This is a genomic window from Arthrobacter koreensis (assembly GCF_035792275.1).
In the GTDB taxonomy this organism is placed as follows: Bacteria; Actinomycetota; Actinomycetes; order Actinomycetales; family Micrococcaceae; genus Arthrobacter_B; species Arthrobacter_B koreensis_A.
The window spans coordinates 161383-173208 of record NZ_JAMWKK010000007.1 but is presented as its reverse complement, the minus strand read 5'-3'; the positions used below and the strand labels follow the sequence as shown (position 1 = coordinate 173208).

10 protein-coding genes are annotated in these 11826 nt (G+C 65.4%); 6 read left to right on the top strand and 4 right to left on the bottom strand.

Going from position 1 to position 11826, the window contains the following annotated elements; genetic code table 11:
* Positions 1-557 precede the first annotated feature (557 nt).
* From NGB94_RS09390 to NGB94_RS09380, 3 genes are all read right to left on the bottom strand, one after another.
* A complete protein-coding gene (locus NGB94_RS09390) occupies positions 558-1355 on the bottom strand; it encodes an MBL fold metallo-hydrolase (protein ID WP_325790356.1) in 798 nt (265 codons plus the stop codon).
* A gap of 8 nt (positions 1356-1363) precedes the next feature.
* Positions 1364-2470, bottom strand: a complete 1107-nt coding sequence (locus NGB94_RS09385) for a branched-chain amino acid aminotransferase (RefSeq protein ID WP_325790355.1) — start codon at positions 2468-2470, stop codon at positions 1364-1366.
* Positions 2471-2534: 64 nt separating this feature from the next.
* On the bottom strand, positions 2535-3599 hold the full coding sequence (locus NGB94_RS09380; RefSeq protein ID WP_325790353.1) for a 3-isopropylmalate dehydrogenase: 1065 nt from the start codon (positions 3597-3599) through the stop codon (positions 2535-2537).
* Between the two features lie 189 nt (positions 3600-3788).
* On the opposite strand from NGB94_RS09380, the gene NGB94_RS09375 reads away from it, so the two are divergent.
* The 6 genes from NGB94_RS09375 to NGB94_RS09350 all read left to right on the top strand — a co-directional run bounded on the left by NGB94_RS09375 (position 3789) and on the right by NGB94_RS09350 (position 10112).
* The gene (locus tag NGB94_RS09375; protein ID WP_325790352.1) at positions 3789-5051 is read left to right on the top strand and encodes a sensor histidine kinase; all 1263 of its coding nucleotides are present in this window, start codon (positions 3789-3791) and stop codon (positions 5049-5051) included.
* A 5-nt stretch (positions 5052-5056) separates the two neighbouring features.
* Entirely contained in the window at positions 5057-5779 is a 723-nt protein-coding gene (locus NGB94_RS09370; RefSeq protein ID WP_325790351.1) for a response regulator transcription factor, read from the top strand.
* A 14-nt stretch (positions 5780-5793) separates the two neighbouring features.
* Entirely contained in the window at positions 5794-6108 is a 315-nt protein-coding gene (locus NGB94_RS09365) for an MmcQ/YjbR family DNA-binding protein (protein ID WP_325790350.1), read from the top strand.
* Positions 6109-6177: 69 nt separating this feature from the next.
* Positions 6178-6948, top strand: coding sequence for an ABC transporter ATP-binding protein (locus NGB94_RS09360; RefSeq protein ID WP_325790349.1), 771 nt, complete (start codon positions 6178-6180; stop codon positions 6946-6948).
* Between the two features lie 2 nt (positions 6949-6950).
* On the top strand, positions 6951-9464 hold the full coding sequence (locus tag NGB94_RS09355; RefSeq protein ID WP_325790348.1) for an ABC transporter permease: 2514 nt from the start codon (positions 6951-6953) through the stop codon (positions 9462-9464).
* Positions 9465-9602: 138 nt separating this feature from the next.
* Positions 9603-10112, top strand: coding sequence for a hypothetical protein (locus NGB94_RS09350; protein ID WP_325790347.1), 510 nt, complete (start codon positions 9603-9605; stop codon positions 10110-10112).
* 90 nt (positions 10113-10202) lie between these two features.
* Here NGB94_RS09350 and metG read toward each other — a convergent pair whose 3' ends face one another.
* Positions 10203-11762 (bottom strand): methionine--tRNA ligase, encoded by a 1560-nt coding sequence (gene metG / locus NGB94_RS09345; protein WP_325790346.1) that lies wholly within the window; start codon positions 11760-11762, stop codon positions 10203-10205.
* Positions 11763-11826 lie beyond the last annotated feature (64 nt).

Genomic DNA, 11826 nt, shown 5'->3' with positions numbered 1-11826 from the left:
GAAACCAGCTAAAAAAACCATCCACACCCACGGGGTGGGCAGGACAGCCAATTCAACCAATCAATAAATAATCGGTATCAATAAACTTGGCACACTATTGAGTTCTCAAACAACAGGCACATCCGGCCTACTCGGAAAAACCATTCCCAACCGGGAACTTTCTTTTCTTTTCGCACCGCTGTGGTGTTTTACCAGCATATTCCATCCGGGCCGTTTTAGCAATTCGGTGAATTCCGAAGAATTCCATCCAAACCGGCTATTCAAGCCCTTCCGGACCACACCAAAGCAACCGGATTTACCCGGTGGATTGGAGTGGGTTTTGTTTCCGTTCCGGCCTCAAGGGGCCGGCGGCAACTCATTCAACTTTACACATCCGATGAGCCGTGCGCAACTCGGCAGGTCTGTGATCTCCTGCACGGGCTTGCGGGCCCCGGTGCCGCGCTTCGGCAGCGGTTCCGGCGAACCTTCCCCGCGTTTCAGCGCAGTTCCATTTTACGAAGGACCGCAGGCCCAGGCGCAAGTTGGAAACACGTGGGTGTGCTCACACGGTTCGGGCGTTAGCCACGGACCCGCAGATACTCCAGCTGTGCGGCTACGGAGAGTTCGGCAGCGGCCCGGACGGAGGCCGGCACATCGGCATAGACCGCATTGGCTACCTGCTCAACAGTGGCGTCCTCGCCCAGCAGGCCCAGCACTCCACGGATCTGCGCCAGCCGCTCGTCGCGGTGGTCCCGGTAGGTCAGGACAACCGATTCAAGGTTCTCCAGGTCCGGCCCGTGGGCAGGGAGCACGGTTGCCGGTCCCAGCCGGCCTAGTTTCTCCAGGCTGGCCATGAAGTCCTGCAGTGTTCCATCCGGGTAATCCAGGACGGTGGTCCCCCGCCCCAGGATGGTGTCCCCGGTCAGGACGGACCCGTTGGGCCCGTCCGCCGGAAGGAAGAAGCACACCGAATCGGAGGTGTGTCCCGGAGTAGCCAGCACCTGGATCTCCACTCCGCCCGCGGAGATAACTTCGCCGTCCTGCAGCGGGGTCCCCCCGAAACAGAATGCGGGGTCTGCTGCCCGTACCGGAGCCCCGGTCAGCTGGTGGAATCGCTCGGCACCTTCCGTATGGTCGGGGTGGCGGTGCGTAATGAGCACCAGCTCAACCGCTCCTGCTGCTGCGAGGGCTGCAAGGTGCCCTTCGTCTGCAGGCCCGGGGTCAACAATGACGCACGGACCGCCCGGTTCGGCAGCAAGGATGTAGCTCTTTGTGCCGTCCAGGCTCATGGGCCCGGGGTTATCGGCCAGCCGGTACCGGGCCAGCGGGGTGCTGCTGACTATCCGGCCCGGTGCCGGCTGCGCCGATTCGCTCATGCTCTCCCCTAGGCCAGGCGGGTCAGCCAGCCGCGGGTATCCTCCACGGCGCCGGTCTGGATGCCCAGCAGTTCACGCCGGATGGACATGGTGACTTCGCCCGCAGCGGCTTCCGGGGACCCGATGGTCTCGGTCTCGGACTTCAGTTCACCGACAGGCGTGATCACGGCGGCAGTGCCGCAGGCAAAGACCTCGGTGATATCGCCGGAGGCAACGCCGTCGCGCCATTCATCCAGGGTGATCTTGCGTTCTTCAACGTTCAGTCCGCGGTCCCGGCCCAGCTGCAGGACAGAGTTGCGCGTGACGCCGTGCAGGATGGTGCCGGAAAGTGCCGGAGTGACCAGTCTTCCGTCCTTGAAGACGAAGAACACGTTCATGCCGCCGAGTTCTTCCACGGCGTTGTCATTGAATTCATCCAGGAACAGAACCTGCTTGCAGCCGTTGGCCTCGCCTTCCATCTGCGCGATGAGGGAGGCGGCGTAGTTGCCGCCGCACTTGGCTTCACCGGTACCGCCGCGGCCTGCACGGGCGTACTTGGTGGAGAGCCAGATGGATACGGGCTTCAGTTCGCCGCCGAAGTAGTTGCCTGCAGGTGAGGCGATGACCCGGTAGGAAACTTCGCGTGCCGGCCGGACCCCAAGGAACGCCTCCGTGGCGATCATGAACGGGCGCAGGTACAGGGACTCGCCGTCGCCGGACGGAACCCAGTCACGGTCGACGGCGACGAGGCGGCTCAGCGATTCGAGGAAAAGCTCCTCCGGCAGCTCAGGGAGCGCAAGCCGCCGGGCCGAGGTGTTGAGCCGGGCGGCGTTGGCTTCGGGACGGAAGGTCCAGATAGACCCGTCCTCATGCCGGTAGGCCTTCAGTCCTTCGAAAATCTCCTGGCCGTAGTGCAGCACGGAGGCTGCGGGATCCATGGCGATGGGCCCGTAGGGCTCAATGCGCGCGTTCTCCCACGCCCCTTCACCCGAGTCGGTGACGCGGTAGTCAATGACTGCGGTGTGGTCCGTGAAGTGGTTTCCAAAACCCGGGTCGGCCAGGATCGCGGCGCGTTCCTGCTCCGACTTCGGCTGGGTGGATAGCTTCTGGGTGAACTCCAGAGCGCTGACAGACATTATTCCTCCACGGTGAACGGCGCGGCCGTCGTTCGTCTTCCTATTGATCGGGTCACTGTTGAGCTTATGACACTGCTGCGGCGATCGCATCGCCGATTTCCGCGGTGGTGCGCGATTTTCCTGCCCGGGATGCGACGTCGGCCTCCACTGCCCGCTCCACGCGCGCTGCCTCGTCGGTGAAGCCCAGGTGCGCGAGCAGCAGCGCCGCCGAGAGGATCGCCGCGGTGGGATCCGCCTTCTGCTGGCCGGCGATGTCCGGGGCGGAGCCGTGCACCGGCTCGAACATGGACGGGAACGTTCCCTCCATGTTGATGTTGCCGGACGCTGCCAGCCCGATTCCGCCGGTGATGGCAGCAGCCAGGTCCGTAATAATGTCTCCGAACAGGTTGTCGGTGACGATCACGTCGAAGCGTGAGGGATCGGTGGTCAGGAAGATCGTGGCAGCGTCGACGTGCAGGTAGTCAAGTTCCACCTCGGGGAACTCTGCGGCAACTGCTTCCACGGTCCGCTTCCACAGACTGCCGGCATAGACCAGGACATTGTGCTTGTGGACAAGGGTCAGCTTGCGGCGCGGGCGTTCGCTTGCGCGCCGGAACGCGTCGCGCACCACGCGCTCGACGCCGTGGGCGGTGTTCAGCGACACCTCGGTGGCGATTTCATGCGGGGTCCCGGTACGCAGGGATCCGCCGTTGCCGACGTAGGGCCCTTCGGTTCCTTCCCGGACAACGATGAAATCGATGTCACCGGGGTTGGCCAGCGGGCTGGCGACACCCGGGTACAGCTTGGACGGGCGCAGGTTGACGAAGTGGTCAAGGCTGAAGCGCAGCTTCAGCAGCATCTCGCGCTCGATCAGGCCGGAGGGCATCTTCGTGTCGCCCGGTGCGGCGCCGACGGCGCCGAACAGGATCGCGTCGTGTGCCTTGAGGGACTCCAGCGTCTCGTCGGGAAGCGTTTCGCCGGTGTGCAGCCAGTGTTCGGCACCGAGCCGGTATTCCGTGAGGTCGAACCGGGCCGGACCGGACGCGGTGACGGCTTTGAGCACCTTGACGGCCTCTGCCGTGACTTCAGGGCCGATTCCGTCTCCGGGAATGACTGCCAGGGAAATGACCTTCGACGCTTCTTCGCTCATGTTCCAATTCTAGGAACGGTGTCCAGATAGCGGTCAACACGTATCACATATTGAGACGCCCGACGGCGCCGCAAACTGGCCGCGTCCGTGCGCTGCCTCCGGCTCCACCCGCCGCAGGGGGCGAGACCCCCGGAGTTCAGACCACGGCATGACGCGCGGCAACCCGGTCGGGGCCTAATATTGCTGTCCATGCTCCTGCACCAACGCCTCTACGCCTGGACCCAGGCCAACCCGTTCAAGGTTGACCTGGCCGGGGCACTTCTGGCGAGCCTGCTTTTCGCGTTTCCCTTCCTGCTGATGGGAGACGCCGAAGCGCTGATTGGATTCATCCTTTCCAACGCCATCTGCCTCCCGCTGGCCTGGCGCCGCACCCGGCCCGTTCCGGCTGCAGCGGTTATGGCTGCTGCCTGCCTGCTCCAGCTTGTTGTGGTGCCGGTGAGCGGGCTGCCGGCTGACATCTTCGTCCTGGTAATGGTGCACGCACTGGCTGCATACGCACCGCGCTGGGCGAGCCTGGGCGGGCTGGCACTCGCCCTGACCGGCGGTGGGCTGGCACTCTTCCAGTACATCGTCCGGCCGGCGCTGTCCCTCTCCGGCCCCGGGCTGGCTTCCAGCCCCAGTTCCGGGATGATCTGGTTCTGGCTCATCGCGCTGATCGCCATCGAAGCGGTTGTCCTCGTCTGCTGGACGTTCGGTGACCTGACCCGGACCCGGCGCCTGGCCATGGAATCGCTCCGCGACCGCGCCCGCCGCCTGGAGGTCGAACGGCAGCAGGAGAGGGACCTCGCGGCCGCAGACGAGCGCACCCACATTGCCCGCGAAATGCATGACATCGTGGCCCATTCACTGTCAGTAATCATCACGCAGGCCGACGGCGCCAGGTATGCGAGCGCCCAGGACCCGGAAATTGCGACGGCGACGCTCGGCACCATTGCCGAAACCGGCCGGGGATCACTGCGGGAAATGCGCCGGCTGCTCGGGGTCCTGCGCGGGGATGACGGCGCCTCCACCCGCCCTCTTCCCTCTCTCGCGGACATCGGTGACCTGGTGGAGGGCGTCAAGCGGGCAGGATTGGACGTCCAGGTACTCGTTACGGGCAGCATGAGGCGGGCCCTCCCGGCGGGCGCTGAACTCACCGCCTACCGCGTAGTCCAGGAGGCCCTGACCAACGTGCTGAAGCATGCCGGCCCCCAGGCGCGTGCCAAGGTGGACCTGGACTGGACCGCCAGGGGGCTGGGCATCACGGTGACCGACGACGGGCGGGGTGCCGGTGCCGATCCGGCACCGGACGGGCCCAGGCAGAACGACGCCGCTGCCCGGACCCCCGGCGCGGTCCAGGGGATCGTCGGCATGACGGAACGCGTAGCGCTCTACGATGGAACCCTGGAAGCCGCACCCGCCCCCGGCGGAGGATTCCGCGTCGCCGCATTCATTCCCTACACGGAGGCCTGACAGGCATGACCATCCCCTCCCCCGGTGTTCCCGGGGAGACTGATACCTCCGCGCCCATCCGGGTTGCGCTCGTCGATGACCAGCAGCTGGTCCGCGGCGGTTTCAAAATGCTGATCAACTCGCAGCCGGACCTGACGGTGACTGCTGAAGCCGGCAATGGCGCCGAAGCCGTGCAGGTGCTCTCCCGGACACCCGCCGACGTCGTCCTCATGGATGTCCGGATGCCGGGCATGGACGGCATTGAAGCCACCGCCAGGATCCTGGAGCAGGCAGGCTCCCGGGAGACCGAGGTGAAGGTCGTGGTCCTGACGACCTTCGACCTCGATGAGTACGCGCTCTCGGCCATCCGCGCCGGGGCCAGCGGTTTCCTGCTCAAGGACGCCCCGCCAGAGGAACTGCTTGAAGCCATCCGCACCGTGTACCGCGGCGATGCGGTGATCGCGCCGTCGACAACCCGCCGGCTGCTGGACCATGTGGCGCCCATGCTGCGCGAGCCCACCCCCGAGGTCAGCCGGCATGCCGCCAGCGTAGAGACCCTCACCCCCCGCGAGCGCGAGGTCTTTGCGCTCATTGCCGGCGGACTCTCCAACCCGGAAATCGCCGCGAAGCTCTTCCTGTCCGAAGCGACGGTCAAGACCCATGTGGGGCACATCCTGGCAAAGCTCGGCGCACGGGACCGGGTACAGGCTGTTGTCATCGCCTACGAGACGGGTATCGTCACCCCGTAAAACCGGAGGTGCCCGTGGCAACCATTGACGATGTCCGTTCCCGCTGCCTCGCCCTTCCCGGTGTCACCGAGCGGCTCAGCTGGCAGCAGCCGGCCTGGTTCGCCCGCTCCCTCATGGCCCGCATGTGGGACGACGGGGTGCTGACCGTCAAGACCGAAGAACGGGAGGGTCTTGCCGGGACGGACCCCGAGACGTTCTTCTGGACCCCGCACCACGACAGGTCTCCGCTGCTGGTCCTGGTGCGGCTGGAGAACCTGGACCCGGACGAACTGCAGGAACTGCTGCTGGAGTCCTACCGCCTGGCAGGCCCGGTTCCACCCACGGGATGAGTCCGGGCCCGCAACAACCCGCCCTTCCTCCGATGTGCCGGGCTAGGTGCCCCGAATAGCGTTGAAGGCATGACAACCCTTACTGAGCACTCCTCCGTGCCCGGCCCCGGCAGCTCCACGGCTGCCGCCGCCGCACAGGCCCTGAACAAGACCTACGGAAAAGGCGACACCGCCGTCCACGCGCTCCGCGACGTCGACGTCCGCTTCGAAACCGGCACCTTCACTGCCATCATGGGGCCCTCCGGTTCCGGCAAGTCCACGCTGATGCATTGCCTGGCGGGCCTGGATTCCGCGGACTCCGGCAATATCTGGATCGGCGGAACCGAGATCACCGCGCTCAAGGACGCCGAAATCACCCGCCTTCGCCGGGACAGCGTCGGGTTTGTCTTCCAGTCCTTCAACCTGGTTCCCACGCTGACTGCCGAGCAGAACATCACCCTCCCGGTATCCCTGGCCAACGGCAGGGTCGACTCTGAGTGGCTTGCCGAGATCACTCGCACCCTTGGCCTCGAGGGCCGGCTCAAGCACCGTCCGCACGAACTCTCCGGCGGCCAGCAGCAGCGCGTCGCCGTCGCCCGTGCCCTGCTGACCCGCCCACACGTCATCTTCGGGGACGAGCCCACCGGCAACCTGGATTCCCGCTCGGGTGCCGAAGTTCTCTCCCTGCTCCGCCGGTCGTCCCGCGAAATGGGCCAGAGCATCATCATGGTCACCCACGATCCGGTGGCCGCGTCCTACGCAGACCGCGTGGTGCTGATGAACGACGGCGCTCTGGTGGGCGAGCTTTCCAGCCCCACGCCTGAGAGCGTGCTGGCAGCACTGACGAAGCTGGGGGCATAACAGTGCTGCAGGTAGCCCTGGCGCAGGTGCGCCTGAATGCCCGCCGCTTCGTCGCCGTCGGCGTTGCCGTGATGATCGCCGTCGGCTTCCTCACCGCCACCCTGATCATCAACGCGTCATCCAAGGCATCCCTCACCCAGAGTGTGGGGGAAAGTTTCCGGAACGCGGATCTGGTGGTTTCGTCTGAATACGACGAGGAGGCAGAGTCCTACGCTGTCCTTGATGAGCGTACTGCCGGCGCCGCCACCGGTGCGGACGGCGTCGAGGCCACCTACGCTGTACTGGGAGGATCCGTTGCAGTGCGCGACGGGCGCGGCACGTCCTTCGCTGCGCTGAGCAACATTCCGGCAGATACCTCGCTGCTGCCGGTGGACGTGGTGAAGGGAACACTGCCCACGTCGGCGGGCGAGGTAGCGGTTGACGAGGAGACCGCGGAGCGCCGCGGAATCACTCTCGGCTCGGTACTGCCCGTAGTTTCTTCCGAGGACATGGAAGGCAGCGAAACTCCCCTCACCGTCACCGGATTCGTCGAGTCGTCCTCGAATCCGTCCACGCTCGGAGTGTCGCAGCTCTACGCTGTCGAACGCACCGCCGCCGAGTTCGCCAACCTGGAGTTCGGCTTCCAGACGATCCTGATCTCAGTTGCCGAGGGCGCCTCGCTGGAGGGTGTCCAGGCCAACGTCACCCAGGCATTCGCTGACGCAGGTATCCGGGCCGTAACGGTGCGGACCGTAGCGGAAGAAACCACCGAACTGATGGCTGGATTCACCGGCGGGCAGGACAGCCTGACCGTCATCCTCCTGGCTTTCGCCGCCGTCGCCCTCCTCGTCTGTGCACTGGTGGTCTCCAACACCTTCTCGGTTCTGGTAGCCCAGCGCACCCGTGAACTGGCGCTGCTGCGCTGCATTGGCGCCGGGCGGTCGCAGATCCGCCGGTCTGTACTGGTCGAAGCGCTCCTGGTAGGCACCGTGTCCTCCATTATCGGTGTGCTCGGTGCCATCGGACTCGTGGGCGGAATCGTGGCCTACCTCCAGACACTGCCGGAGAGCGGCTTCGCCACTCTCGACGTTCCCCCGTTGGCAGTCGTGGCAGGTATCGCTGCCGGTGTCATCCTCACTATGGTCGCCGCCCTGGTGCCGGCACGTGCCGCGACCGCTGTTGCGCCGCTGGCTGCCCTGCGCCCTGCCGAGGACGTTCGGGCAGGTACCCGCAAGGGCCGTATCCGGCTCATTGCCGGCCTGCTGCTGACTGCCGCGGGTGCCGCTTTGCTCGGTTACGGGGCCTGGGACGGCGACCTGATCATCGCCCTTCCCGGCGGAATCCTTAGCTTTGTCGGCATTCTGATGTGCTCCACGCTTTTCATCCCGCCGCTGGTGCGCGCAGTGGGTTACCTCGCCTCACCGCTGGGAGTTCCCGGCAAACTGGCAGCCGTAAATGCAGTGCGCAACCCGCAGCGGACATCAGCAACGGCGTCCGCCCTCCTCATCGGCGTGACCCTGGTGGTCATGATGATGACGGGCGCGGCTACGGCCAGAAACGCATTCGATGACACGCTGGCCGGGGAGTTCCCGGTGGACGTCACCATCCGCGGGGCCATTCCGGTCGAAGAGCCGTTCACGGAGAAGGATGCTGCTGCCGCTGCTGCCGTAGAGAACGTGGACCAGGCCGCCTTCCTGCCGCTCGCGGGACTCATTGACGACGACGGCGGGGAAACACCCGTCTACGCCCTCAGCGACGCAGACAGCAATGTGCTGCAGGACGCGTCCATGGCACCGGCCGCGGGCAGCATCATGATGCCGCAGGGTACCGAGGCCAAAACCGTCACCGTCCGGGGAACCGCCGGTGAACTTGAACTGGACGTTGTGGCGTCGGAAAGCCGCACCTTCCCCGCGCTGGTATCAACCGACACGATGCGGGCGCTTGGCGGAGTGCCCGAGCAGGCAGGGCCGGAACAATTCCAGCAGCAGCCGCTGCTGTGGCTCGCTGTGGCCGACGGCATGAGCAGCTTCGAAATCCGGGGTTTGCAGTCGTCACTGGCCGAGGCGCTGAATATTGAGGACTACCAGATCATGGGTGCCGCCATTGAACGTGCAGCCTTTGAACAGGTCATCGACGTACTGCTCATGGTGGTCACCGGCCTGCTGGGCGTCGCCGTCGTCATCGCCCTGGTGGGCGTAGCGAACACCCTCTCTCTGTCTGTCCTGGAACGCACCCGGGAATCCTCCCTGCTGCGGGCCCTGGGGCTGACCAAGCGGCAGCTGCGCGGCATGCTGGCGCTGGAAGCAGTGCTGATCGCCGGCGTTGCGGCCCTATTCGGGATTGCGCTCGGGGCGGTGTACGGCTGGCTGGGCGCCCAGTCCGCACTGGGGTCCTTCGCGGCCGTGGTTCCGGCGCTGCCGTGGGCCCAGCTGGGCGGAGTGCTAGCCGTGGCGCTGGTCGCCGGCCTGGGAGCCTCGCTGCTTCCTGCCCGCCGGGCCGCGCGCCTCTCCCCCGTCGCGGGGCTGGCCGCAGACTAGCAGCTGAACAGAAAGCGCGGGGCGGTGTCCGATGGACGCGCGCCTCGCGCTTTCTGCGTCTGATCTGCAAAGATACAAAGCATACTGATAACCGTGCCGGCGATTTTCCGCCGTGCCAGGAGCAGAGAAGGAGCCGCCATGCCGCAGACAGAGCCCGGCCGCACACCCCGCCACGAGTCGCTGGCAGCCTACTTGGATGACCACCTGCTGGGCGCGGAGACCGGGGTGCGGCTTTTCAAGGCAGCGCGGGAAACCTGGCAGGGCACCGAGTACGAGAGTGTCTTTGCGGACCTCGTCCAGCAGATTTCAGATGAGCGCGACGAGTTGGAAACCCTGATCCTGGCGCTGGGCTACCAGCGCAGCCGGTTCAAGAAGGCACTGGCGCTGGTCGGCGCAGCCGGCGGACGGCTGGGACCCATCAACCCGCTGAGCACCGGCAAGGGCACAACCGGACAGCTGGAACTGGAGACACTGCAGTCGATCGTCCGGGCCAAGGAATGCCTGTACCGGACCCTGCTGGTGCTCTCCGCCCACGACCACCGGTTCCACGCCCCGCGGATCCGGGAACTGCTTGAGCTGGCACAGAAGCAGCAGGACGCCGTCGCGCAGGTCATGGAGGAAACCGCTCCGGCCCGTTTCCTTACCTAGCCCCCCCCGAAAAACCATCGAGAGGTCAGTTACGGCTCGTTTGGAGGTCCATACGAGCCGTAACTGGCCTCTCGGCGGGAGGGGGCGGGGTTACTCGGCAGGTTCCTCGTACTTCGGGAAGATCGGAGCCGGAGCCGGCAGCTCAGTGCCCGGAACCAGCGGGGTGCCCAGCGCCGCGAAGGTGCGGGCATCGCCGTCGGGCTGGCCCAGCACGTCCAGCAGCTTGCCGGCGCTGCCGGGCATGACCGGCTGGATGAGGATGGCAACGATCCGCAGCACTTCCAGGGTCACGTACAGCACGGTGTTCATGCGCTCGACGTCGGTCTTCCGCAGCACCCAGGGAGCCTGCTCCGCGAAGTAGGCGTTGGTGTCGCCGAGGACCTTCCAGGTCGCTTCGAGCGCACCGTGGAAGTCCTGCACGTCGTAGGCCTCGCGGGAGACCTGCAGCAGTTTCCCGGCCGCTTCGAGCAGGGCCTTGTCCTCGGCCGTGAATTCTCCCGGCTGCGGAACGGCGCCGCCGCAGTTCTTGGCCACCATGGACAGGGAGCGCTGGGCAAGGTTGCCCAGATTGTTGGCCAGGTCGGAGTTCATCCGGCCCACTACGGCCTCGTGGTTATAGGAACCGTCGGCACCGAACGGCACTTCGCGCAGCAGGAAGAACCGGACGGAGTCCAGCCCGTACTGGTCAGCCCAGTCCTTCGGTGCCACCACGTTGCCCAGCGACTTGGACATCTTCACGCCCTTGTTGTGCAGGAAACCGTGGATCATGATCCGCCGCGGCAGGTCCAGCCCGGCCGACATCAGGAACGCCGGCCAGAAGATGGCATGGAAGCGGGAGATGTCCTTGCCGATCACATGCACGTCCGCCGGCCAGTACTTCTTGAAAGTTTCGCTTTCGGTGTCGGGGAAGCCGACGCCGGTGAGGTAGTTGGTCAGCGCATCCACCCACACGTACATCACGTGATCCGGGTTGCCGGGCACGGGTACGCCCCAGTCAAACGTGGTGCGGGAGATGGAGAGGTCCTCCAGCCCGCCCTTGACGAAGCTGATGACCTCATTGAACCGGGAACGCGGTGCGGCGAAGTCCGGCTGGGACTCGTACAGGGCCAGGAGCTTGTCCTGGTAGGCCGAGAGGCGGAAGAAGTAGCTTTCCTCTTCGGTCCACGTCACCTCGGTGTCGGTTTCCCGCGAGTAGCGCACGCCGTCTTCGCGGAGTTCGGTCTCGTCCTCGCTGTAGTACGCCTCGTCGCGGACGGAGTACCAGCCCGCGTACTTGGAGAGGTAGATGTCGCCGTTCTCTTCCATGCGCTTCCAGATGGCCTGGGCTGCGGCGTAATGGTCGGCGTCAGTGGTGCGGATAAAACGGTCATAGGAGGTGCCCATGTCCGCTTCCATCTGCTTGAAGGCGGCAGAGTTGCGGTCCGCCAGCTCCTTGGCAGTGATGCCTTCCTTGTCCGCGGACTGCTGCATCTTCAGCCCGTGTTCGTCCGTACCCGTCATGAAGAAAACGTCGTAACCGTCCAGCCGCTTGAAGCGGGCCATGGCATCGGTGGCGATGTGCTCATAGGCGTGCCCGATGTGCGGTTGGCCGTTGGGGTAGGAGATGGCGGTGGTGATGTAGAACGGGGTCTTGGAATCGGAAGAAGTCACACTAGAAAATTACCCTGTTTCGGCTGGGCTTGTCGCTTCGGGCCGTGCACGGCCCCGGCCCGAA

Bases quoted from the DNA above. Each gene is read 5' to 3' on its own strand.
- NGB94_RS09390 (WP_325790356.1), bottom strand. From the start codon at position 1,355: ATGAGCGAATCGGCGCAGCCGGCACCGGGCCGGATAGTCAGCAGCACC.
- NGB94_RS09385 (WP_325790355.1), bottom strand. From the start codon at position 2,470: ATGTCTGTCAGCGCTCTGGAGTTCACCCAGAAGCTATCCACCCAGCCG.
- NGB94_RS09380 (WP_325790353.1), bottom strand. From the start codon at position 3,599: ATGAGCGAAGAAGCGTCGAAGGTCATTTCCCTGGCAGTCATTCCCGGA.
- NGB94_RS09375 (WP_325790352.1), top strand. From the start codon at position 3,789: ATGCTCCTGCACCAACGCCTCTACGCCTGGACCCAGGCCAACCCGTTC.
- NGB94_RS09370 (WP_325790351.1), top strand. From the start codon at position 5,057: ATGACCATCCCCTCCCCCGGTGTTCCCGGGGAGACTGATACCTCCGCG.
- NGB94_RS09360 (WP_325790349.1), top strand. From the start codon at position 6,178: ATGACAACCCTTACTGAGCACTCCTCCGTGCCCGGCCCCGGCAGCTCC.
- NGB94_RS09350 (WP_325790347.1), top strand. From the start codon at position 9,603: ATGCCGCAGACAGAGCCCGGCCGCACACCCCGCCACGAGTCGCTGGCA.